Origin of the sequence: Arenivirga flava, from assembly GCF_030161575.1 — a bacterium.
Taxonomy (GTDB): Bacteria; Actinomycetota; Actinomycetes; order Actinomycetales; family Microbacteriaceae; genus Arenivirga; species Arenivirga flava.
Genome location: NZ_BSUL01000001.1, coordinates 875,483 through 897,296 on the forward strand (window position 1 = coordinate 875,483; position 21,814 = coordinate 897,296).

General features: G+C 72.1%; 19 protein-coding genes and 2 pseudogenes. 12 read left to right on the forward strand and 9 right to left on the reverse strand.

The genetic code is table 11. The features are described 5' to 3' along the window. Positions 1 to 11 precede the first annotated feature (11 nt). Complete coding sequence (locus QQK26_RS04330) at positions 12 to 1,277, reverse strand: ammonium transporter (protein ID WP_284230395.1); 1,266 nt, start codon at positions 1,275 to 1,277, stop codon at positions 12 to 14. A 164-nt stretch (positions 1,278 to 1,441) separates the two neighbouring features. After that, a complete protein-coding gene (gene zapE / locus QQK26_RS04335; protein ID WP_284234440.1) occupies positions 1,442 to 2,473 on the reverse strand; it encodes a cell division protein ZapE in 1,032 nt (343 codons plus the stop codon). A 135-nt stretch (positions 2,474 to 2,608) separates the two neighbouring features. On the opposite strand from zapE, the gene QQK26_RS04340 reads away from it, so the two are divergent. Genes QQK26_RS04340 through QQK26_RS04350 form a run of 3 tightly spaced genes read left to right on the forward strand, consistent with a single transcriptional unit; the run spans position 2,609 to position 4,646 of the window. Beyond that, positions 2,609 to 3,508 (forward strand): sulfurtransferase, encoded by a 900-nt coding sequence (locus QQK26_RS04340; protein WP_284230397.1) that lies wholly within the window; start codon positions 2,609 to 2,611, stop codon positions 3,506 to 3,508. After that, the gene (locus QQK26_RS04345) at positions 3,505 to 3,945 is read left to right on the forward strand and encodes a SufE family protein (RefSeq protein WP_284230399.1); all 441 of its coding nucleotides are present in this window, start codon (positions 3,505 to 3,507) and stop codon (positions 3,943 to 3,945) included. The genes QQK26_RS04340 and QQK26_RS04345 overlap by 4 nt, the downstream gene beginning before the upstream one ends. Next, positions 3,942 to 4,646, forward strand: a complete 705-nt coding sequence (locus tag QQK26_RS04350; protein ID WP_284230402.1) for a dihydrofolate reductase family protein — start codon at positions 3,942 to 3,944, stop codon at positions 4,644 to 4,646. Before QQK26_RS04345 ends, QQK26_RS04350 begins: the two co-directional genes overlap by 4 nt. Here QQK26_RS04350 and QQK26_RS04355 read toward each other — a convergent pair. Beyond that, positions 4,597 to 5,838 carry an alpha/beta hydrolase family protein gene (locus QQK26_RS04355; RefSeq protein WP_284230404.1) on the reverse strand — a complete coding sequence of 414 codons (1,242 nt, stop codon included), beginning with the start codon at positions 5,836 to 5,838 and terminating at the stop codon, positions 4,597 to 4,599. The two genes, QQK26_RS04350 and QQK26_RS04355, sit on opposite strands and share 50 nt — an antisense overlap. Before the next feature lie 94 nt (positions 5,839 to 5,932). Here QQK26_RS04355 and QQK26_RS04360 point away from each other — a divergent pair, with 94 nt between their 5' ends. The 4 genes and pseudogenes from QQK26_RS04360 (at position 5,933) to QQK26_RS04375 (ending at position 11,212) form a co-directional block, all read left to right on the forward strand. Beyond that, positions 5,933 to 6,529: a DUF3000 domain-containing protein gene (locus tag QQK26_RS04360; RefSeq protein ID WP_284230406.1), complete on the forward strand. Its 597-nt coding sequence runs from the start codon at positions 5,933 to 5,935 to the stop codon at positions 6,527 to 6,529. Then, positions 6,522 to 7,784, forward strand: a complete 1,263-nt coding sequence (locus tag QQK26_RS04365) for a ribonuclease D (protein WP_431307980.1) — start codon at positions 6,522 to 6,524, stop codon at positions 7,782 to 7,784. The genes QQK26_RS04360 and QQK26_RS04365 overlap by 8 nt, the downstream gene beginning before the upstream one ends. A gap of 82 nt (positions 7,785 to 7,866) precedes the next feature. Next, positions 7,867 to 9,072, forward strand: coding sequence for a thiolase family protein (locus QQK26_RS04370; RefSeq protein WP_284230408.1), 1,206 nt, complete (start codon positions 7,867 to 7,869; stop codon positions 9,070 to 9,072). Continuing rightward, positions 9,069 to 11,212, forward strand: a pseudogene (locus tag QQK26_RS04375) (3-hydroxyacyl-CoA dehydrogenase NAD-binding domain-containing protein). Before QQK26_RS04370 ends, QQK26_RS04375 begins: the two are co-directional and overlap by 4 nt. 328 nt (positions 11,213 to 11,540) lie before the next feature. Here the strand turns inward: QQK26_RS04375 and QQK26_RS04380 are convergent. Beyond that, positions 11,541 to 12,218, reverse strand: a complete 678-nt coding sequence (locus tag QQK26_RS04380) for a GntR family transcriptional regulator (protein ID WP_284230410.1) — start codon at positions 12,216 to 12,218, stop codon at positions 11,541 to 11,543. 139 nt (positions 12,219 to 12,357) lie between these two features. Here QQK26_RS04380 and QQK26_RS04385 point away from each other — a divergent pair, with 139 nt between their 5' ends. Both QQK26_RS04385 and QQK26_RS04390 read left to right on the forward strand, forming a co-directional pair. Then, positions 12,358 to 13,749: an MFS transporter gene (locus QQK26_RS04385; protein ID WP_284230412.1), complete on the forward strand. Its 1,392-nt coding sequence runs from the start codon at positions 12,358 to 12,360 to the stop codon at positions 13,747 to 13,749. Then, positions 13,746 to 14,414, forward strand: coding sequence for an aspartate/glutamate racemase family protein (locus tag QQK26_RS04390; RefSeq protein ID WP_284230414.1), 669 nt, complete (start codon positions 13,746 to 13,748; stop codon positions 14,412 to 14,414). The genes QQK26_RS04385 and QQK26_RS04390 overlap by 4 nt, the downstream gene beginning before the upstream one ends. A 58-nt stretch (positions 14,415 to 14,472) precedes the next feature. On the opposite strand, the gene QQK26_RS04395 is transcribed toward QQK26_RS04390, so the two are convergent. The 4 genes from QQK26_RS04395 to dut form a co-directional block, all read right to left on the reverse strand. Further along, complete coding sequence (locus QQK26_RS04395; protein WP_284230417.1) at positions 14,473 to 17,313, reverse strand: aconitate hydratase; 2,841 nt, start codon at positions 17,311 to 17,313, stop codon at positions 14,473 to 14,475. 162 nt (positions 17,314 to 17,475) lie between these two features. Beyond that, positions 17,476 to 18,195, reverse strand: a complete 720-nt coding sequence (locus QQK26_RS04400; protein WP_284230419.1) for a DUF3159 domain-containing protein — start codon at positions 18,193 to 18,195, stop codon at positions 17,476 to 17,478. A gap of 1 nt (position 18,196) precedes the next feature. Then, positions 18,197 to 18,826, reverse strand: coding sequence for a DUF3710 domain-containing protein (locus tag QQK26_RS04405; protein WP_284230421.1), 630 nt, complete (start codon positions 18,824 to 18,826; stop codon positions 18,197 to 18,199). Then, entirely contained in the window at positions 18,826 to 19,278 is a 453-nt protein-coding gene (dut, locus tag QQK26_RS04410) for a dUTP diphosphatase (RefSeq protein ID WP_284230423.1), read from the reverse strand. Before dut ends, QQK26_RS04405 begins: the two co-directional genes overlap by 1 nt. A gap of 66 nt (positions 19,279 to 19,344) precedes the next feature. Between dut and QQK26_RS04415 the strand changes: the two genes are divergently transcribed. After that, positions 19,345 to 19,803: a DUF3093 domain-containing protein gene (locus QQK26_RS04415; RefSeq protein WP_284230425.1), complete on the forward strand. Its 459-nt coding sequence runs from the start codon at positions 19,345 to 19,347 to the stop codon at positions 19,801 to 19,803. Between the two features lie 64 nt (positions 19,804 to 19,867). Here QQK26_RS04415 and QQK26_RS04420 read toward each other — a convergent pair whose 3' ends face one another. Beyond that, positions 19,868 to 20,161: a DUF4193 domain-containing protein gene (locus QQK26_RS04420; protein WP_284230427.1), complete on the reverse strand. Its 294-nt coding sequence runs from the start codon at positions 20,159 to 20,161 to the stop codon at positions 19,868 to 19,870. 183 nt (positions 20,162 to 20,344) lie between these two features. Between QQK26_RS04420 and sepH the strand changes: the two are divergent. Together sepH and QQK26_RS04430 are read left to right on the forward strand one after the other, a co-directional pair. Then, a pseudogene (gene sepH / locus QQK26_RS16395) lies at positions 20,345 to 21,400 on the forward strand (septation protein SepH); the annotation flags it as partial. A gap of 85 nt (positions 21,401 to 21,485) precedes the next feature. Then, on the forward strand, positions 21,486 to 21,800 hold the full coding sequence (locus QQK26_RS04430) for a hypothetical protein (RefSeq protein WP_284230431.1): 315 nt from the start codon (positions 21,486 to 21,488) through the stop codon (positions 21,798 to 21,800). Positions 21,801 to 21,814: the final 14 nt, after the last annotated feature.

Sequence of the window (21,814 nt, forward strand, 5' to 3'; positions counted from 1 at the left end):
GACGGATCGGGTCACACCTTCTCGGTGAAGACGTACCCCTCCTCGCCGTGCACGACCGTGTCGATGCCGGCGATCTCGTCCTCGTTCTTCACGCGGAAGCCGATCGTCTTCTCGATGGCGAGGCCGATGACGAACGCCCCGACGAACGAGTAGATCAGCACCGAGAAGGCCGCGATGGCCTGAACGAGCAGCTGCGTGGCGTCGCCGCCCATGAACAGGCCGGTGCCGTTGGCGAAGAAGCCGAGGTAGAGCGTTCCGATCAGACCGCCGATGAGGTGGATGCCCACCACGTCGAGCGAGTCGTCGAAGCCGAGCTTGAACTTGAGGTCGATCGCGAGAGCGCAGACCGCGCCGGCGATGAGGCCGAGCACGATGGCCCAGATGGGGTCGATCGAGGCGCAGGCCGGGGTGATCGCGACGAGACCCGTCACGGCGCCCGATGCGGCACCGACCGAGGTGGCCTTGCCGTCCTTGATCTTCTCGACCACGAGCCAGGCGAGCAGTGCGGCGGCCGGGGCGGCGATCGTGTTGATGAAGGCCAGCGCGGCGACACCGTCGGCGGCGAGCTCGGAGCCCGCGTTGAAGCCGAACCAGCCGAACCAGAGCAGACCGGCGCCGAGCAGCACGAACGGCGGGTTGTGCGGCACGTGCGCGCCCTTGGCGAAGCCCACGCGCTTGCCGAGGACCAGGGCCAGGGCCAGGGCGGCCGCACCCGCGTTGATGTGCACCGCGGTGCCGCCGGCGAAGTCGATCGCGCCGACGCCGAAGGTCTCCTGCATGCCGTGCGTGATCCAGCCGCCGTAGGCGAAGGAGCCGTCCTCGGCCAGGCCGAAGTTGAAGACCCAGCTGGCGACGGGGAAGTAGACGAGCGTGGACCAGACCGCGGCGAAGACCATCCAGGCACCGAACTTCGCGCGGTCGGCGATGGCTCCCGAGACGAGCGCGACGGTGAGGATCGCGAAGGTCGCCTGGAAGGCGGCGAAGGCGAGCGGCGGGTAGGCGGCGCCCTCGGGGACCTCGAGGAGGCTGTTCAGGTTGATCGCCGCCGTGTCGATGCCGAACAGGGGGCTCGTCCCCTCGGCGCTGTTGAAGGTCACGGCGTAGCCGTAGACGACCCAGAGCACGCCGATCAGGCCGATGGCGCCGAAGCTCATCATCATCATGCTGATCACGCTCTTCGCCTTGACCAGGCCGCCGTAGAAGAAGGCGAGGCCGGGAGTCATGAGCAGGACGAATGCAGCGGCGAACAGGAGGAAGGCAGTATTGCCCTGGTCCATTTCGAAACCTCTCTACGGGTGCAAGGGATCCCCGCGAGCACTCGGATCATGTTCGCGGTGACCCGAGTCTGGCGAGAGCAGGTTTCGACCGGAGTCACCCGGTGTTTCGGGAATGTAACGCCGATTCGCCCTTTGTAAACAGTGCGTTTCGGCAGTCTCCGCGGCTACCTGGAGGCTGCCGCGGAGGTCAGGGCGATCAGCCGCGAGATCGCACGGAGGTACTTCTTGCGGTAGCCGCCCGTGAGCATGCCGCCGGCGAACACCTCGTCGAGGGGCGCGCCCGTGGCGAGCACCGGCACCTGCGCGTCGTAGAGGCGGTCCACCAGCGCGACGAAGCGCAGTGCCTGCGCCTGGTCGTGCAGCGGCACCACGTCGCGCAGCACCACGCCGTCGAGCCCCGCGACGAGCGCGGAGTACTTCGAGGGGTGCACGCGGGCGAGATGCCGCACGACCGCCTCGAAGCCGTCGTCCGCGACCTGCGCGCCGAGGCTGCGCATCCGCTCGCCCAGCTCCGCCTCGGCGGTGACGACGGCACTGCCCTCGGCGTCGCGGCGGCGGTAGTCCAGGCCGTCGATGCGCAGGATCTCGAAGCGGTCGGCGAGCGCCTGGATCTCGCGCAGGAAGTCGGCCGCGGCGAAGCGCCCCTCCCCCAGGGCGTTCGGCGGCGTGTTCGACGTCGCGGCCACCCGGGTGCCGCCGGCGACGAGCTCGCCGAGCAGCCGGGACATGATCATGGTGTCGCCCGGGTCGTCGAGCTCGAACTCGTCGATGCACAGCAGCGCCGAGCCGCGCAGCGCCTCGACCGCACCCTGGTAGCCCAGTGCCCCCACGAGGGCCGTGTACTCGATGAAGGTGCCGAAGCGCTTGGGCCCGCGGTGCGCGTGCCAGAGGGCGGCGAGCAGGTGGGTCTTGCCGACGCCGAAGCCGCCGTCGAGGTAGAGGCCCGGCTTCACGGGCGCGGCCTTCCGCTTGCGGAAGAACCCGCCGCCGCCGCCCCCGGCCCCCGCGAGGAAGCGCTCGACGGCGTCGACGGCCTGCTGCTGCGTCGGATGCTCCGGGTCCGGCCGGTAGCCCTCCAGCGTCGCGTGAGCGAACTGCGGCGGCGGCACGAGGTGGCCCACCATCTCGGACGGCTCGACCGCCGGGTCGCGCAGCACCAGGCTCGGCGCGCTCAGGTCTCGGGTCTCGTGGGTCATCGTGCTCGCATCCGCAGTGATCGGCAGGTCGTCCGCGGGCGTCATCCCACCACCGCGTCAGCTGGCGGGGCGTAGATTCGGGAGTCGGCCCGGCGCGCACCACTCTAGGCGCGCCCTGCAGCGATCGGAGACCGCATGACCGTCGAGCACGACGACGACCCCCGCTTCTCGGACTACGCCCATCCGGAACGCCTCGTCGGCGCGCAGTGGCTGCAGGCCAACCTCGGTCGCGAGGGGCTGGTCGTGGTCGAGTCCGACGAGGACGTGCTGCTGTACGAGACGGGGCACATCCCCGGCGCCGTGAAGGTCGACTGGCACACCGAGCTCAACGACCCGGTGCAGCGCGACTACGTCGACGGGGCGGGCTTCGCGGACCTGCTGAGCCGCAAGGGCATCGCCCGTGACGACACGGTCGTCATCTACGGCGACAAGAACAACTGGTGGGCGGCCTACGCGCTCTGGGTCTTCACTCTCTTCGGCCACGACGACGTGCGCCTGCTCGACGGGGGCCGCGACCTCTGGGTCGCGTCCGGGCGGCCGCTCACCACCGAGCGCACCGAGCGCCCTGCGACCGACTACCCCGTCGTCGAGCGTCACGACGACGAGATCCGGGCCTACCGCGACGACGTGCTCGCCCACCTCGGCAGCCCGCTCGTCGACGTGCGCTCGCCCGAGGAGTACCGCGGCGAGCGGACCACCGCGCCCGCCTACCCGGAGGAGGGCGCCCTGCGCGCCGGCCACATCCCGACCGCGCGCAACGTCCCCTGGGCGCGTGCCGCCGCCGAGGACGGCACCTTCCGCTCCCGGGCCGAGCTCGACGCGATCTACCGCCAGGAGGCGGGTATCGGCGAAGCGGATGCGGTGATCGCCTACTGCCGCATCGGCGAGCGGTCGAGCCACACCTGGTTCGTGCTGCGCCACCTGCTCGGCCAACGCGACGTGCGCAACTATGACGGCTCGTGGACGGAGTGGGGCAGCGCGGTGCGGGTTCCGATCGCCACCGGCGCGGAGCCGGGAGAGGCTGCGGCGCGATGACCGAGCCGCTGCCCTCCCAGCTCGCGGAGATCCGCGACGACTTCCTCGCGCTCGAGCAGCCGGACCGGCTGCAGCTGCTGCTCGAGTTCTCGAACGAGCTGCCCGCGCTGCCGGATCGCTACGCGGAGCACCCCGACCTGCTCGAGCGCGTCGAGGAGTGCCAGTCGCCGGTGTTCCTCTTCGTCGAGGTCGACGACGACACCGTGCACGTCCACGCGACCGCGCCGCGCGAGGCGCCGACCACGCGCGGCTTCGCCTCCATCATCGTGCAGGGGCTGGACGGGCTCAGCGCGGACCAGGTGCTCGCGGTGCCTGCCGACTTCCCGAGCACCATCGGGCTCACCGCCGCCGTGAGCCCGCTGCGGATCCGCGGCATGACGGCGATGCTGGCGCGCGCCAAGCGTCAGGTCGTGGAACGCCGGACGGCGCGGGCGTGAGCAGCGCGCTGCGCCGGCTGCTGCCGGCCGGCCCGGATCTCGATCTGACGGCGGCGGATGCGGATGCGCACCTGCTCGAGGCCTACTCCCCCGCTCCCGGCCTGCGCCTCAACCTCGTCGCCGGCATCGGCGGCGCGGCGAGCGACGGCTCCGGACTCTCCGACGGCCTGAGCGACCCGGTGGACCGCCGCATCCTGGGCCTGCTGCGAACCCTCGCCGACGTCGTGCTGGTCGGAGCACGGTCGGTGCGCAGCGAGGGGTACCGCATGCCGCGCACGGCCGCTCTGGCGGTGCTCACCGCATCCGGCGATCTGGACGGCCACCGGCTGACCCGGGCGGAGCCCGGCAGGCTGCTCGTGCTGACCACCGCGACGGGCGCCGACTCCGCGCGTCGGCAGCTGCCCGACGCCGAGGTGGTCGTGCTGCCGGGCGAGGATGGGCGGGTGCCGTTGGAGCGCGCCCTCGCCGCCCTGCGCGAGCGCGGGTTCGCGCATGTGCTGTGCGAGGGTGGACCGGCCCTCGCCGGTGCGCTGCTCGAGCGCGACCTCGTCGACGAGCTCTGCCTCACCACGAGCCCGATGGCGGGCGGCGCGGCGCTGCCCGTGCTCGGCACGAGCGCGCCGCCGCGGTCGATGCGCCTGAACGGGCTGCTCAGCGACGAGCGCTCTGCGCTGTACGCGCGATGGCGTCGCGCTCGCTGAGCCACCGCCGCACCGCGCCCTCCCAGCGCTCGCGGTCGTAGTTCCACAGCTTCACGTGGCGGGCCGTGTCGAAGGCCTCGAGGCGCACGATGTCCGGGCGCGCGTCCGCGAGCGCCCGTGACGCGGTCGCGGGCACGAAGCCGTCGTCGTCGCTGTGCAGGATGAGGGTCGGCAGCACCAGCTCGAGGTGCCGGGTCACGAGGTCCATCGCCCGCAGGTCGATCGGCGCGCTCTGGCCGGTCACGAGGCGGCCCCAACGGCTGCTGATGGCCGAGAGGGCGCCGAGTCGCATCGCCCGCGGCACCCGCAACGTGGCCGCCTGGAACTCGAGCGTGGTGTACCAGTCGACGACCGGCGACTCGAGCACGATGCCGCGCAGCAGCTCCTGCCGCTGCGGCGCCATCCGCATCGCGGCCTGCAGCACCGAGGCGCCGCCCATGGACCAGCCCATGAGCACGATCTCCGTCGCGCCGCGCTCGACCGCGAACTCGACCGCGGCCTCGACGTCGCGCCATTCCGTGTCGCCCAGCCCGTAGCGCCCGTCCGGGCTGGGCGGGGCCTCCGGGTCGTTGCGGTAGGAGATGATCAGGCTGCTGTACCCGGCCTCCCGGAACACGGGCACGGCGCGGATCGTCTCGCCCCTGGCGGCCGCACGGCCGTGCACCTGCACCACCCAGCGCCCGGTCCCCTCCTCCGCCGGCACGAGCCACGCCGGGGCCGGCCCGCCCTCGGTGTCGACCACGACCTCCTCGACGGGCACGCCGAGCTCGCGGGGGTGCCGGTGGACCCAGCCGCTGATGCGGCCGCGGAGACCGGGCACGAGCACCCCGCTCTCGACGGAGAGCAGCTCGCGCACGACCCGCTCGCCGCTGCGCTCGAGGATGTCGCCCATGCGCGCGTAACCGCGATCGTCGTCGAACCACAGCCCGTACCGGCCCGGAACGACCGTGTCGGCCGTGGCCGAGATCGTGATCGTGTCGGGCTCGCCGCCCGCGGGGTCGCGGTCGACGGCGAGGATGCGGATGTCGGCGTCGCGTCGACGCGGCGGTGTGACGATGCGCCGGGCCACCATCGCGGTGAACCCCGCCGCACCGATCAGCGCGACCGCCGCGGTGCCGACGGCGACGGAGGCTGCGATGAGACCGGCCCGGCCGGACGTCCTCCCCGATGCGGTCCTGGGCGGCTGCGGCACGGCACTCCTCCTCCACTCGGAGCGCGATGCCATGCCGGTCGCGGCTCGGCGCGCCTCCGACTCGACGGTACCAACATCGCCGTAGTCTGCAGCCGTGCCCGACACCCGCGACGCCGAGCCCGTCCCCGAACCGTTCGCAGCCGCCGTGGCCGCGATCCGCGGCGTGGAACTGCGCGCGGCGCTCACCGTCACCGAGATCCCGGCGCCGACCGGCCTGGCGCCGTACGCCTACGCGCTCGCGGCCGACGTGCACGGCACTCCGCACGGGGCGGACTCGGCGCTCGGCACGGGGCGCTTCGTGCTGCTCTACGACCCGGCCGAGCCGGAGCCGTGGGGCGGACCGTTCCGGGTCGTCTGCTTCGCGCAGGCACCGCTCGAGACCGAGATCGGGGTGGACCCCTTCCTCGCCGACGTCGCCTGGTCGTGGCTCGTCGACGCCCTCGACGCGCTCGGTGCCCGCTACGCCGCCGCCTCCGGCACCGCGACCAAGGTGATCTCGACCGGATATGGTGAACTCGCCAGCCAGGGCGACGGCGCGCAGCTCGAGCTGCGGGCCTCGTGGAGCCCGCTCGACGCGGAGGCCTCGAGCCATGTCGAGGGCTGGGGCGAACTGCTGTGCATGCTCTCGGGCATGCCCCCGAATGGAGAAGGGGTGAGCCTCTTGTCGGCCCACCGGATCACGCGTGACTGAATCTATTGCGAACGGCGCAGCGAGCGCCGCTGAGGCGGAGCGAGCCCCGCTGCCCGTCATCGAGACCGTCCAGGGCTTCCGCGACGCCGTCGCGGCCATCCGCCTTGGCCACGGGCCCGTCGCCGTCGACGCCGAGCGCGCCTCCGGCTTCCGGTACTCGCAGCGCGCTTACCTCATCCAGGTCTTCCGGCGCGGCGCCGGCACGTTCCTCTTCGACCCGCCGGCGATCGGCGACCTCTCCGAGCTGGGTGACGCCATCCGCGACGAGGAGTGGGTGCTGCACGCGGCCAGCCAGGATCTCGCCTGCCTGCGCGAGGTCGGGCTCGACCCCACCCGCGTCTTCGACACCGAGCTCGCGGCACGCCTGCTCGGCCTGCCGCGGGTCGGTCTGGGCACGGTCGTCGAGGAGCTGCTGGGCATCCACCTCGCCAAGGAGCACTCCGCGGCCGACTGGTCCACGCGGCCGCTGCCGCAGGCGTGGCTCGTCTACGCTGCGCTCGACGTCGAGCTGCTGCCCGACCTGCGCGACGCCGTGCAGGGCCTGCTGGAGCGCGACGACAAGGTCGGCATCGCGCAGCAGGAGTTCGCCGCGCTCGTCGCCCGCGAGGAGAAGCCGCCCCGCGCGGAGCCGTGGCGACGTCTCTCCGGTCTGCACACGGTGCGCGGCGCTCGCGGTCTCGCCGTCGCCCGCGAGCTGTGGCAGGCGCGCGACGCCTACGCGCGCGAGGTCGACACCTCCCCCGGACGGCTGGTACCGGATGCGGCGCTCGTCGCGGCGGCGCGGTCGATGCCGGCCAGCAAACGCGACCTCGGCGCCCTCAAGGAGTTCAACGGGCGCGCCAGCCGCAGCCAGCTCGACCGCTGGTGGGAGGCGATCGAGCGCGGGCGCGCAACCCAGGACCTGCCCGTGCTGCGTCAGCAGAGCGACGCGCTGCCGCCGCCCCGCGCCTGGGCGGAGCGCAACCCCGAGGCGGACCGGCGGCTGAAGCTCGCCCGCGCGGAGCTGGTCGCCGTCGCGGAGCAGCGCGCACTGCCCATCGAGAACCTGCTCACGCCGGAGCTGCTCCGGCGGCTCGCCTGGAACCCGCCGGCTCCCGTCACCGAGCACGCGGTGGACGCCGCGCTCGCCGACGCGGGTGCTCGGGACTGGCAGCGGGAGGCCGTCGTGCCCGCCATCGTGCAGTCCTTCCTCCAAGCGGAGCAGCCTGGTGTTGTAGAGGACCCGCAAAAGCCCGCCACCGCGTCCGACGCCTGATCGTAGGTTCCGCCCTACCGCTTTCCGGCGGGCGCGGCGGCCTCCCTAGGATCGGGCGAACCGACTCGAACCGGGAGGCAAAGTGGCCACGAGTACTGACGTCGTCTTCGTCGATGGGGTGCGGACCCCGTTCGGCAGGGCCGGGGAGAAGGGGATGTACTGGCGCACCCGCGCCGACGACCTCGTCGTGAAGAGCATGGTGGGGCTGCTCGATCGCAATCCCTCGCTGCCGAAGGACCGCATCGACGACGTGGCGATCGCCGCGACGACACAGACCGGCGACCAGGGCCTGACGCTCGGTCGCACCACCGCGCTGCTGGCGGGGCTCCCCCGCAGCGTGCCCGGCTTCGCGATCGACCGGATGTGCGCCGGCGCGATGACCGCGGTCACCACGATGGCCGGTTCGATCGGCATCGGCGCCTACGACGTCGCCATCGCCGGCGGGGTGGAGCACATGGGCCGGCACCCGATGGGCTTCGACGCGGACCCGAACCCTCGCTTCGTGGCGGAGCGCCTGGTGAGCGAGGACGCGCTCAACATGGGCAGGACGGCGGAGCGCATCCACGACCGCTTCCCGCAGCTCACCAAGGAGCGCGCCGATCGCTACGCGATGCGCAGCCAGCACAAGCTCGCGGCGGCCTACGAGGCCGGCCGCATCCAGCCGGACCTCGTGCCGGTCGCCGTCCGTTCCGAGGTGGGCTGGGGGCTCGCGACCCGCGACGAGGCGCCTCGCCCCGAGACGACGATGGAGGGACTGGCCGCACTCAAGACGCCCTTCCGCCCGCACGGCCGGGTGACCGCCGGCAACTCCTCGGGCCTCAACGACGGCGCGACCGTGTCGCTGCTCGCCTCGAAGAGCGCCGCGAAGGAGCTCGGCCTCGGCGCCAAGATGAACCTCGTGAGCTTCGCCTTCGCGGGCGTGGAGCCGGAGATCATGGGGATCGGCCCGGTGCCGTCCACCGAGAAGGCGCTGCGCAAGGCCGGGCTGTCGATCGACGACATCGGCCTCTTCGAGCTCAACGAGGCCTTCGCGATCCAGGTGCTCTCCTTCACCGACCACTTCGGCATCGACGACGAGGACCCGCGCGTGAACCCCTGGGGCGGAGCGATCGCCGTCGGCCATCCGCTCGCCTCGTCCGGCGTGCGCCTCATGATCCAGCTCGCCCGGCAGTTCGAGGAGCGCCCGGACGTGCGCTACGGCCTCACCGCGATGTGCGTGGGACTCGGGCAGGGCGGCACCGTGATCTGGGAGAACCCGAACTACGACCGGAAGGCGGCGAAGCGATGAGCGCGATCGACCAGTACGCGGGCATCGACTTCTCGGGCCTCGAGGCGCTGAGCGAGGACGAGGTCGTGACGCACTCCTTCGTACGCGACGTGCCGCTGCCGAGCGGCGGACTGCTCGCGCTCGTGACCCTCGACAACGGACGCGACCACACCCGTCCCAGCACCTTCGGCCCGAAGGGGCTGCTCGAGTTCGCGGCGACGATGGATGCGCTGCGGGAGCGCGCGGGCCGCGGCGAGATCCGCGGCGTCGCCGTCACGGGCAAGCCGTTCATCCTCGCCGCCGGTGCCGACCTGTCGAAGGTCGGACAGATCCCGAGCCGCGAGCACGCCAGGAAGATGGCGCAGCTCGGCCACCTCGCTCTCGGCAAGCAGGCCGAGCTCGGCGTGCCGAGCTTCGTCTTCATCAACGGCCTCGCGCTGGGCGGCGGCGTGGAGATCGGTCTCAACGCCGACTACCGCACCGTCGACGCGTCGGCGGCCGCGATCGCCCTGCCCGAGGTGTTCCTGGGGATCATCCCGGGCTGGGGCGGGGCCACGCTGCTGCCGCGCCTGATCGGCATCGAGAACGCGCTCAAGGTCGTCATCGAGAACCCGCTCAAGCAGAACCGCACGCTGAAGCCGAAGGACGCGTTCGAGCTCGGCATCGTGGATGCGCTGTTCGAGCCGGCGAACTTCCTCGAGGACTCCATCCGCTGGGCGGACGGCGTGATCAGCGGCGCGACGCAGGTGAAGCGCCCGAACGCCCCGGGCAAGCTGGAGCGGCTGGCGAAGTGGGACATCGCCATCGGCATCGCCCGCAAGACGCTCGAGTCCCGCATCGGCACGGTCGCGACGTCGCCCTACGCCGCGCTCGAACTGCTCGCCGCGGCGAAGAGCGGCTCCGTCGCCGACGGCTTCGCCCGCGAGGACGAGGCGCTGGCCGATCTCATCGCGGGCGACCAGTTCCGGGCGAGCATCTACGCGTTCAACCTCGTGCAGAAGCGCGCGAAGAAGCCGGTCGGCGCGCCGCCGAAGGAGCTCGCCCGGCCCGTGACGAAGGTCGGCGTCGTCGGCGCCGGGCTCATGGCCTCGCAGTTCGCGCTGCTCTTCGTGCGCCGCCTGCAGGTGCCCGTCGTGATCACCGACCTCGACCAGGCGCGTGTCGACAAGGGTCTCGCCTTCATCCGCGACGAGCTCGACGGACTGCGCGAGAAGGGCCGCATCTCGCAGGACGAGGCGAACCGGCTGCGCGCACTCGTGAGCGGCACGACCGATCTCGCGGACTTCGCCGACTGCGACTGGGTGATCGAGGCCGTGTTCGAGGAGCTGGGGGTGAAGCAGCAGGTCTTCGCCGAGGTGGAGCGGCACGTCGGCCCCGAGACCGTGCTCGCCACGAACACCTCGTCGCTCTCCGTCGACCGCATCGCCGAGCGTCTCGAGCACCCCGAGCGGGTCGTCGGCTTCCACTTCTTCAACCCCGTGGCCGTCATGCCGCTGCTCGAGGTCGTGAACGCGACGCGCACGGACGAGACGACCCTGGCCACGGCGATGGCGACGGCCGCGAAGCTCAAGAAGAACGCCGTGATCACGGCGGATGCGCCCGGCTTCGTCGTCAATCGCATCCTCGCGAAGCTGCTCGGCGAGGCGATGCACGCCGTCGACACGGGCACGCCGTTCGAGACCGTGGACCGCGCCATCCGTCCCCTCGGACTGCCGATGACCGCCTTCGAGCTGCTCGAGCTCGTCGGACTGAAGGTCGGGGCCCATGTGCTCGACACGCACCATGCTGCGTTCCCGGACCGCTTCTTCGAGAGCGCCAACCTGCACCGGCTCGCCGACCACGGGCGCATCTTCGAGCGGGATGCGAAGGGCAAGGTCAAGGGCGTCGACAAGCGGGCGGCGGGGATCGTCGCCGGCGGCACCGCACCCATGTCGGAGGAGGAGATCCTGCGCCGGGTCGAGGACGGCCTGGCCGACGAGATCAAGCGGATGCTGGACGACGAGGTCGTCTCCGCGCCCGAGGACATCGATCTCTGCCTCGTGCTCGGCGCGGGCTGGCCGTTCCAGATGGGGGCGCGACGCCGTACCTGGACCGCGTCGGAGCGTCCGAGCGGGTGTTCGGGAGCACCTTCCACTCGCCGCCGATCCGCGGCACCCGCTGAACGCGGACGTCGGGCCCGGCATCCTCTCGGATGCCGGGCCCGACGCCGTTCACCAGACCGCGATGCTCGCGCCGACCGCGGCCGCCATGTCGACCCGGCATCGACGGAGAGGCCGACCGCCGCCCCGGCGGAACGGAGCCCGCGCTCCGGCGGCGCACCGACCGGCCAGGGTCGAGCCGCGCGCGACGCCCCGTGCGACCGCACGCCGGTCGGTACCGCGCATCCGTCAGTCACGACGGCCGGCGCAGTGAGGGGCTGAGCGCCTCGGGCACCAGCGCTCCCGGCACCGGACGCCACCCCGCCGCCGACGGAGCGAGCGGTCCTCGGCTCAGGCGTTCTCGCCCGACTCCTCGAACGCGGGCAGGGAGCGCAGGGTCGCCAACGTGCGCTCGCGTCCGCGTTCCACGTGGACGAGCGCCAGCGCGACAGCGAGGTCGACGGCCCCCGCGGCGATGGCCTCGGCCATCGCCGCATGCTCCCGGTGGCGGACCTCCGGCTCCGATCGCGCGTTGGCGAGATTCAACCGGCTGCTGCGGTCGTGCAGCGGCCCCATCGTCGTCAGGTACAGCTCGTTGCCGGCGATGGCCTCCACGGCTCCGTGGAAGCGGGAGCTCTCCCGGTGGAACGCGTCCAGCGCACCCTCCGCGAGGGCGGCGCCTGCCGCGGCGACGACATCGAGCAGGGGCTTCGCCGCATCGCCGTCGCGCACGGAAGCGGCGGCTCGGCCCGCGATGAACGGCTCCAACGCGGAGCGGAGGTCGTACAGCTCGTCGACATCACGACGGCGGACGGCCGTGACGACCGCGCTGCGATGAGGGCGCAGGACCACGAGACCCGACAGCTCCAGCCAGGGCAGCGCCTCGCGGACCGGCACCCGCGAGACCCCCAGCTCGTCGGCGAGCTCCCGTTCGCGCAGCGTCGTCCCCGGAGCGAGACGACCGTCGAGGATGCGCGCGCGCAGCTCCTCCCGGACCCGCCGGGAGAGCACCGCCGTCGCCTCAGCCACGATCGGTCCGGTCTACCCGCATGACAGCGATCGTAGCGAGCGCTCCGACCGCGCGGGAATTCACGCGGACGAAACATGCGGCGCAGTAGCTTCGGTATACCAATTGCGATACACCGCCGTCGAGAGAGAGCGCGAATCCATGACCACCACGAATGCAGCGCCCACGGGGGCGCAGACCCTCGGTCAGCAGATCGAGCGCGCCTATGCGCGCATCGGCGTCACCGGCGCCCACCTCGGCATCGTCGCGATGGTGCTGTTCGGTGTGTTCTTCGACGCCATCGAGCAGAACGCCGTCGGCATCGCCGGCCCGGTGCTCGCGGAGGACTGGGGCCTGGCGGGCACGCAGATCGGTCTGCTGAACACCGCGACGTTCACGGCGGTCGCGCTCGGCCGCATCCTCGCCGGTGCTGTCATGGACCGCCTCGGTCGCCGCAAGCTCCTGGGGCTCAACCTGCTGATCTTCGCGCTCGGCTCCCTGCTGTGCGCCTTCGCGCCGAACTACGGCGTGCTCGTGCTCGCGCGCTTCATCGTGGGACTCGGCCTCGGCGGTGAAATCGCCACGGCCGTGATCATGCTGTCGGAGTTCTTCTCCGCCAAACACCGTGGCACGGCCGTCGGGCTCATCAACGTCGCCGCCGCCGGGCTCGGCAACATGCTCGCGCCGCTGTTCGGCGTCATCGTCTTCGCCGTCTTCACCGGGGACGACCGCTGGCGCTGGCTCTTCGGGCTGCTCGTGCTGCCCGCCCTGGCGGTGGTGGTATACCGCCGCAGTCTTCCGGAGACGCCGAGGTTCCTCGCCGCCACCGGCCGCATCGCCGAGGCGAACACCGTCATCAACCGCCTCGCCGCGGGGCGGCTGCGCGGGCCGCTCGCCCACGAGGAGACCTATCTGACCGCGGATGCGACCCGCGAGGCGGCGAGGCCGCAGGCACGTTGGACCGAGCTCTTCGCACGACGCTTCCGCCGCACGACGATCGCGCTGGGCGTGGCGGTCTGCATGTCCTACGCCGCTCAGATCTCCATGCTCACCCTCATCCCGATCATCCTCACCGATCGAGGGCTGTCCATCACGAGCGCGCTCTGGTACACCCTCGTGATGCAGTCCGGCTCGTTGCTCGGTGCGCTCGCTGCGGCGCTGATCGCGCGGCGCCTCGCCCGCCGGCTGACCCTCACGGTGGCTGCCCTGATCGGCCTCGGTGCTGCACTCGGCTTCGGGTTCCTCGGCACCGGCATCGCGCTGGTGCTGCTCTTCGGAGCGCTGTTCAACTTCGCGGTGATCGTGCTGAACACCACCATCTGGCTGTTCGCGCCGGAGCAGTACCCGACCCGCATCCGCGGACTCGGCACCTCCGTGATCCTCGCGCTGGGCTCGCTCTCGGGCGGCCTCTTCCCGCTGGTCTCCGGCGCGGTGCTCGACACGGCCGGCGTGGGCGGCATGTTCGCGCTGCTGGCGTGCCTGTTCGCCGTGTGCGCGATCGCCGTGCGGTTCCCCGCCGAGACGGTCGGTCGGCCCATGGCGGAGGACGCATGAACGCCGTACCCCGCGTGCTCCTGGTGAACCCGAACAGCTCTCCTGCCACCACGGCGAGGTTGCGCGCGCTCGCCGAGGCGGCGCATCCCGAGCTGCGCTTCACGGCGATCGCCGATGCGGAGGCACCGAGGATCCTCACCGGTCCCGAGGCGCTGGACGCGGCGGCGGCGCGCATGGCACGGCTCGACCTCGACCAGCCCGAGTTCGACGACGTGGCCGCGGTGATCGTCTGCGCCTTCGGCGACCCGGGCGCGGACGCGCTGCGTGAGCGGATGCGCGTTCCCGTCGTCGGCATCGGCGCGGCGTCCGTGCGCGCCGCCTCCGGCCTCGGGCCGTGGGCGATCGCGACCACCACCCCCGCGCTGGCGCAGCGATTGTCGCAGCTCGCGCAGGATCACGGCGGTGCCGGCTTCCTCGGCTCGGTCTTCACGACGAGTGCCGCGGAGCACCTGGCGGGCGACGAGGCGCGCACGGTGCTCGAGCTGCGCGCCGCGGTCGCGGAGGCCGCCGCTCGGGGCGCCGTGGCGGTCGTCATCGGCGGAGGGCCCCTCGCCGACGCCGCCGCCGCGTTGCATGCCGAGTCGGCTGACGTCGCGATCGTGCAGCCGCTGCTGGCCGCGCTCGACGAGGTCGCCGCCGCGCTGCTCGCCGCGCCGGCGCACTGAACGACGAAGGGTCCGGATCTCCGAGGAGATCCGGACCCTCCGCGCTGCCGCGATCAGCTCAGAGGAGCGAGCGCAGCACGTACTGCAGGATGCCGCCGTTGCGGTAGTAGTCCGCCTCGCCGGGGGTGTCGATGCGGACGACCGCGTCGAACTCGACCGTCTGCTTGCCCGCGGGCGAGTGCTCGCTCGGCTCGGCGACGACGCGCACGGTCTTGGGGGTCGCGCCCTCGTTGAGCTGCTCGATGCCGGTGATCGACACGACCTCGGTGCCGTCCAGGCCCAGCGACTCCACCGTCTCGCCCGCCGGGAACTGCAGCGGCACGACGCCCATGCCGATCAGGTTGGAACGGTGGATGCGCTCGAAGCTCTCGGTGATGACGGCGCGGACGCCGAGCAGGGAGGTGCCCTTCGCGGCCCAGTCGCGGCTGGAGCCCGAGCCGTACTCCTTGCCGCCGAAGATGACGAGCGGCGTGCCCTGCTCCTGGTAGTGCTGCGAGGCGTCGTAGATGAACGACTGCGCACCGTCCGCCGTGGTGAAGTCGCGGGTGTAGCCGCCCTCCACGCCGTCGAGGAGCAGGTTCTTGAGGCGGATGTTCGCGAACGTGCCGCGGATCATGACCTCGTGGTTGCCGCGCCGCGATCCGTAGGAGTTGAAGTCCTTGCGCTCGACGCCGTGCTCGGTGAGGTACCGACCGGCCGGGCTGTCGGCCTTGATCGATCCGGCCGGCGAGATGTGGTCGGTCGTGACCGAGTCCCCGAGCTTCGCCAGGACGCGCGCTCCCGCGATGTCGGTGACGGGCGACGGCTCGAGCGCCATGCCCTCGAAGTACGGGGGCTTGCGCACGTAGGTCGACTCCGCGTCCCACTCGAAGGTCGAGCCGGTCGGGGTCGGCAGGTTGCGCCAGCGGTCGTCGCCCTCGAAGACCGACGCGTACTGGGTGTCGAACATGTCCGCGTCGATCGACTCGTCGATCGTCTTCTGCACCTCGGCCGCATCCGGCCAGATGTCCTTGAGGTACACCGGCTGTCCGTCGTCGCCCGTGCCCAGCGCATCCGCCTCGAAGTCGAAGTTCATCGAGCCCGCGAGCGCGTAGGCGATGACGAGCGGCGGCGACGCCAGGTAGTTCATCTTCACGTCGGGGTTGATGCGCCCCTCGAAGTTGCGGTTGCCGGAGAGCACCGCGGTCACGGCGAGGTCGCTGTCGTTGACCGCCTGCGAGATCTCGTCGAGCAGCGGGCCCGAGTTGCCGATGCAGGTCGTGCAGCCGTAGCCGACGGTGTGGAAGCCGAGCGCCTCGAGGTCGTCCGTCAGTCCGGCCTTCGCGTAGTAGTCGGTGACGACCTTCGAGCCGGGCGCGAGCGTCGTCTTGACCCACGGCTTCGACGTCAGGCCCTTCTGCACGGCGTTGCGCGCGAGCAGGCCGGCGGCCAGCATGACGCTCGGGTTCGACGTGTTGGTGCACGAGGTGATCGCCGCGATCGCGACGGCGCCGTGGTCGATCGTGAACTCGCGGCCGTCGGCGAGGGCGACCTCGGTCGGCTTGGAGACCGTCGGGGCGTGGCTGACGTGCCGGTGCTGCCGATGCGCCGTCTCCTCGTCCGCCGTATCCTCATCCTGTGGGGTGAAGCCCACGGGGTCGGAGGCAGGGAAGGTGTCCTCCACCGCGGCGTCGACCAGCGAGTGCTCCTGGCCGGCGTAGTTGCCGAGGTCGCGGCCGAACTGCTCCTTCGCCTCGCCGAGGATGATGCGGTCCTGCGGGCGCTTCGGGCCGGCGATCGAGGGCACGACGGTGGCGAGATCGAGCTCGAGGTACTCGCTGAAGACCGGCTCGACGCTCGGATCGTGCCACATGCCCTGCAGCCTGGCGTAGGCCTCGACGAGCGCGAGCTGCTGCTCGTCGCGCCCGGTGAGGCGCAGGTAGTCGATCGTCACGTCGTCGACGGGGAACATGGCGGCCGTGGACCCGAACTCCGGGCTCATGTTGCCGATCGTGGCGCGGTTCGCGAGCGGCACCTGTCCGACGCCCTCGCCGTAGAACTCGACGAACTTGCCGACCACGCCGTGCTGGCGCAGCATCTGCGTGATCGTGAGCACGACGTCGGTCGCGGTGACGCCGGTCGGGATCGCGCCGTTCAGCTTGAAGCCGACGACCTTGGGGATGAGCATGGAGACGGGCTGGCCGAGCATCGCCGCCTCGGCCTCGATGCCGCCGACGCCCCAGCCGAGCACGCCCAGGCCGTTGACCATCGTCGTGTGCGAGTCGGTGCCGACGCAGGTGTCCGGGTAGGCCCGCAGGACCTGCTCGCCGTCGCCGGCGTCGAAGGTCCGCGCGTAGGTGACCTTGGCGAGGTGCTCGATGTTCACCTGGTGCACGATGCCGGTGCCCGGCGGGACGACCTTGAAGTCGTCGAACGCGGTCTGGCCCCAGCGCAGGAACTGGTAGCGCTCGCCGTTGCGCTCGTACTCGAGCTCGACGTTGCGCTCGAGGGCGTTCTCGCTGCCGAAGAGGTCGGCGATCACGGAGTGGTCGATGACCATCTCGGCCGGCGAGAGCGGGTTGATGCGCTTCGGGTCGCCGCCGAGCTCGGCCACGGCCTCGCGCATGGTCGCGAGGTCGACGATGCACGGCACGCCGGTGAAGTCCTGCATGACCACGCGCGCGGGGGTGAACTGGATCTCGGTGTCCGGATCGGCCTGCGGCACCCAGGCGCCGAGCGCCTCGATTTGCGCCTTCGTGACGTTCGCGCCGTCCTCGGTGCGCAGCAGGTTCTCCAGCAGCACCTTGAGGCTGTACGGGAGCTTCTCGTACCCGGGGACCCGGTCGATCCGGTAGACCTCGTAGTCGGTGCCACCGACCGCCAGGGTGTCCTTCGCTCCGAAACTGTTCACCGTCGACACGTCGCCGTCTCCCTCGCTCAGCGAGCGGATCCGACCCGCCCTGTGCTTCATCCTCGCCCGGTCCCCGGCTCGGCGGCTAGCAAGGCGAGCCTTACCGGGAGGAGGGCGAAAGTATCTCGATATCGAGATACTCAGGATAGCGGATGCGCGGGTCGGCGCCGTTCAGACGCGCTCACGGTAGGCCGCGCGCACCACGAGCCAGGTCACCACGAGCAGCGGGGCGAACAGCGGCAGGCCCATCGCCAGCTTCACCGTGCCGAGCAGCGCGAGCTGCTCGCTGAAGTAGAGGGGCAGCTGCACGGCCAGGCGCGCCGCGAAGAGGGCCGCCCACATGACGGTGAGCCACTGCATGGCACGGAACCGCGCACGATCACGGCGCCACGCGACGCCGTCGTTCATGAGGAACCCCGCGGCGAGCCCGATGAGCGGCCAGGTGAGCAGCACGGAGAGCAGCATGCCGCCGCCGTAGGCCGCATTGATCACGATGCCGGGCAGGAAGTAGTCCTCGTCGCGGCCGCTGAGCATCGCGAGCGCCGCCGAGGCGACCACGGCCACGAGGCCGCCCACCGCCGGGGTGACGGTCGTCCTGGCGAGCGCCCGCGCCCCGATGAGCACGAGGGCGATGGCGATGGGCGCGACCGCCGCCGGCACGATGTCCTGCGTGATCGCGTAGACGACGACGAAGAGCAGACCGGGCAGCGTGGCCTCGACGATCCCGCGGACGCCGCCGATGGCGCTCAGGAGGCCGGCCGCGGTGACGCTGCCGTCCTCGGCGCCGGCGAGCCGCCCCAGGGCGGTTCCGCGAGCGGCGTCGCCGAGCTTCGCCGCGACCTCGGGCTGCTCCTCCCGCGGCGCGTCATCCGCCCCGGGCCGCTGCGTCACGTCAGTCGCCCGCCGCGCCGGCGGCGCCCTGCGGCACCTGCAGCGGGATCAGGTCGCGCGGCGGCATCGGCGATGCGCCGCGCACCACCACGATGCTGCGGAAGAGGTCCTCGACCTGCTCCGCCGCGTCCGGGTCCACGGCCCCCTTGCCGGCGATCACGCCGCGGAGGAACCAGCGCGGTCCGTCGACGCCGATGAACCGGGCGATGCGGGTATCTCCGCCCTGCTGGCCCTGCGCGGGGACCTCGGCGCGCAGCTCCGGCCCGAACGGGCCGTCCTGCTCCTCGATGCGTCCGCCCTGCCGCCGGATCTGCTCGGCGATCTGCGCGCGGATCTCGTGCCAGAGGCCGCTCGAGCGCGGGGCGGCGAACGGCTGCACCTGCAGGGTCGACTCGGCGTAGTCGAGCGCGACGGCCACGACGCGCTTGGTCGCCTCCTCGACCTCGAGACGCAGCTGCAGCCCCTCGCGGGGCAGCACCTTCACGCCCCCCAGGTCGACGTACGGGCGCACGGCGTTCGCCTCCCGCTCGTCGAGCGGACCGAGCTCGGCGCGGTCCTCCGGCGCCGACTTCTCGGTGAGCAGCTCCTCGAGCTCCTCGTCGATCCCGGTGTTCTCGTTCGACTCGGCCATCACTGTCCTTCCGGTCGGTTGCCGTACCCGCTCGAGCCGAAGCCGCCCTCGCCGCGGGCGGAGCCCGGCAGCGAGGCGACCGGCACGAAACTCGCGCGAGTGACGGGCATGACGATGAGCTGGGCGATGCGGTCGCCGGCGGCGATCGTGTACGCCTCGCGCGCATCCGTGTTCAGGAGCGTGACCTTGATCTCGCCGCGGTAGCCGGCGTCGACCGTGCCGGGGCTGTTCACCACGGTGATGCCGTGCTTGGCCGCCAGCCCGCTGCGCGGCACGACGAAGGCCGCGAAGCCGTCCGGCAGTGCGATCGACACGCCGGTGCCGACGAGCGCCCGCTCCCCCGGCTCCAGCACGAGCGATTCGGCGGAGACCAGATCGGCGCCCGCGTCGCCGGGGTGGGCGTAGTGCGGGGCGGTGTCGGCCACGATGAGCACGTCGACGTTCGGGATCACCCGACGAGGCTAGTGCCTCCGCCGGCCCGTCCCGCACGCCCGGCGGAAGTCTGGTCGAATGGACCCATGTCCATCTACCGTGAGCGGCTCTGGCCCACCCCCTGGATCTTCGTGGCCTCCGCCCTCGTCATCCCCGCGAGCCTGCTCGTCTTCCTGCCCATCGACACCACCGCCGGCGTGATCGTCGCGATCGTGCTCTACCTCGGCGTCGTCGGCCTGCTGCTCGGCGCCTCGCTGCCCGTTGAGGTGACCGACGGCCACCTGCGCGTCGGCTCGGCGCGGCTGCCCGTCGAGTTCGTCGGCGAGGCCGAGGCGTTCCGCGGCGCCGAGGCGTCGCTCGAGCGGGGTCAGCGAGCGGATGCGCGCGCCTGGATGGGCATCCGCGGATGGATCGGTCCCATCGTCAAGGTGCAGAACACCGACGCCGAGGACCCCGTCCCCTACTGGATCGTCTCCACCCGGCGTCCTGAGGCGCTGATCGAGGCGCTGCGCAGCGCCCGCGCCGCCGCGAATCCGCCCGCGTGACGCGGAACGGCCGAGGCGGCCGGGCTGGTGCCCGGCCGCCTCGGCCGTGGAAGCGGTGCTGCGCTCAGGCGCAGTCGCGGCAGATGCCGCCGAGCTTCTCCTCGTGGTCCAGCTGGGAGCGGTGCTTCACCAGGAAGCAGCTGACGCAGGTGAACTCGTCCGCCTGCGGCGGCAGGACGACCACATCGAGGTCGAGGTCGGAGAGGTCCGCCCCCGGCAGTTCGAAGCCACCGGGGTTGTCGGCGTCGTCGACGTCGATCGAGCCAGACGACTTGTCCGGGACCCGCTCCTTCAGCGCCTCGATCGACTCGGAGGTGTCGTCGTCGTTCTTGCGAGGGGCGTCGTAATCGGTGGCCATTCCCGTCCTATCTGGGTGTGCGATGCGGATTCAGCGCGCACAGTCTGCACCACTCCCCAGGGGAGCGCAAACCGCCTGCGCACGCCCTCCGAGCAACTTCCGCCGCGCCCGCGCTATTCCCCGGATCCGGCCGTGCGGCATGGCATCCTGACGGTCAACTGCGGTCCTCGGAAAGGCTTGGCCATGCGTGAATTGAGAGTCGTCGGCGTCGAGAACGGATTCATCGTGGTCGCCGATGACGACGGCCAGCGCGGCCGCGTGCCGCTCGAGCAGGTCATGCAGGCCGGCGCCCGCAGCCCCGTGCGCGAGCCCGGCTCCGATCGCCGCCTCTCGCCTCGCGAGATCCAGGGTCACATCCGCTCCGGCCTGGCGGCCGAGACGGTCTCCAGCATGACCGGCGTGCCGCTCGACTACATCCGCAAGTTCGAGGGCCCGGTGCTCGCCGAGCGCGAGTTCATCGTCGACTCCGCGCTCGCGGTGCCCGTGCACACCGCGAACGAGACATCGCCGATCGACGGCGAGAACAGCTTCGGCGCCATCATCGGCAAGCGGCTCGTCGGCATCGGCGCGGGCGAGGGCGCGTGGTCGAGCTGGAAGGAGCAGCAGGGCGACTGGATCGTCGCGGTGCGCTACCAGCAGGGCGACGCCGAGCACGAGGCGCGCTGGCGCTTCGACCCCCGCAAGCGCGCACTGGCCCCGATCGGCTCCGAGGCGGAGCGGCTCTCCCAGCAGGACCCGACCGCTCCGGCCCTCCTGCCCCGTCTGCGCGCGGTCACCGACGACGAGCACCGGCAGGAGGCTTCCCGCTTCGACAGCGGCGCCTTCGAGCCCGCGGCCGTCGCAGCGCCGCGGTCCGTCGAGGAACCCGGCGCCGCATCCGGTCGCCCCGCGAACCCCGCCCTGGACGCGGCGATCAGCCGCAACGAGCAGCCGGTCGCCGAGCCGAGCCACACCGCCGATCTGCTCGAGGCGCTGCGCCGGCGACGCGGTGAGCGCGAGGCCGCCGGCAGCGCCGCGCAGGCCGAGGCCGCCGAGCGCGCACGCCAGGCGCATCCCGCCACCGGCAGCATCCCGGTGCAGCCGGCCCTGAGCTCCGAGGCCCGGACCTCCGAGGCCCAGGGCTTCGAGACCCCCAGCGGCCGTCGCAGCGCCGCGAGCCCGGCCAGCGCCACCGCGGCGCCGAACTCGCCCGCACCCTCCGAGCAGCCGGAGGCCCCGGTCGCGGCCGCAAGCGCCGCGCGTCGATGCCCAGCTGGGACGAGATCGTCTTCGGCGCGCGTCCGGACGACGACTCCGCATCCTGACCGCGCGTACCCTGGTCGTCATGCACGCCGCGGTACCCCTCAGCCTCGAACTCCTCCGCCAGGAGGCCCGGGACGAGCTGGAGGTGGTCGTCCACGAGCTCTGCCTGCAGGGGCGGGACCCGTGGGAGTTCATGCAGACGCTGCCGAGCGTGGACGAGCAGGTGGTCGCCAACCTGTACGAGGAGGCGCTCGGCGATCCGGACGCGCTCGCCCGGTTGCGGCGCGACCCGCGCGCCACGGAGCACCGGCTCCTGGCGCAGATCGCTCTCGAGCACCCGCCGCTCGGACCGGCCGTCAGCGCGATCGCGCGGGCCCGCGAGGTCGGTTCCCGCTGAGCACGGCCGCCGTC

What these genes read in the sequence shown, in the direction of transcription:
- QQK26_RS04415 (WP_284230425.1), top strand. Translation starts at nt 19,345, where the DNA reads ATGTCCATCTACCGTGAGCGGCTCTGGCCCACCCCCTGGATCTTCGTG.
- QQK26_RS04420 (WP_284230427.1), bottom strand. Translation starts at nt 20,161, where the DNA reads ATGGCCACCGATTACGACGCCCCTCGCAAGAACGACGACGACACCTCC.
- QQK26_RS04345 (WP_284230399.1), top strand. Translation starts at nt 3,505, where the DNA reads ATGACCGAGCCGCTGCCCTCCCAGCTCGCGGAGATCCGCGACGACTTC.
- zapE (WP_284234440.1), bottom strand. Translation starts at nt 2,473, where the DNA reads ATGACCCACGAGACCCGAGACCTGAGCGCGCCGAGCCTGGTGCTGCGC.
- QQK26_RS04430 (WP_284230431.1), top strand. Translation starts at nt 21,486, where the DNA reads ATGCACGCCGCGGTACCCCTCAGCCTCGAACTCCTCCGCCAGGAGGCC.
- QQK26_RS04385 (WP_284230412.1), top strand. Translation starts at nt 12,358, where the DNA reads ATGACCACCACGAATGCAGCGCCCACGGGGGCGCAGACCCTCGGTCAG.
- QQK26_RS04340 (WP_284230397.1), top strand. Translation starts at nt 2,609, where the DNA reads ATGACCGTCGAGCACGACGACGACCCCCGCTTCTCGGACTACGCCCAT.
- QQK26_RS04330 (WP_284230395.1), bottom strand. Translation starts at nt 1,277, where the DNA reads ATGGACCAGGGCAATACTGCCTTCCTCCTGTTCGCCGCTGCATTCGTC.
- QQK26_RS04390 (WP_284230414.1), top strand. Translation starts at nt 13,746, where the DNA reads ATGAACGCCGTACCCCGCGTGCTCCTGGTGAACCCGAACAGCTCTCCT.
- QQK26_RS04405 (WP_284230421.1), bottom strand. Translation starts at nt 18,826, where the DNA reads ATGGCCGAGTCGAACGAGAACACCGGGATCGACGAGGAGCTCGAGGAG.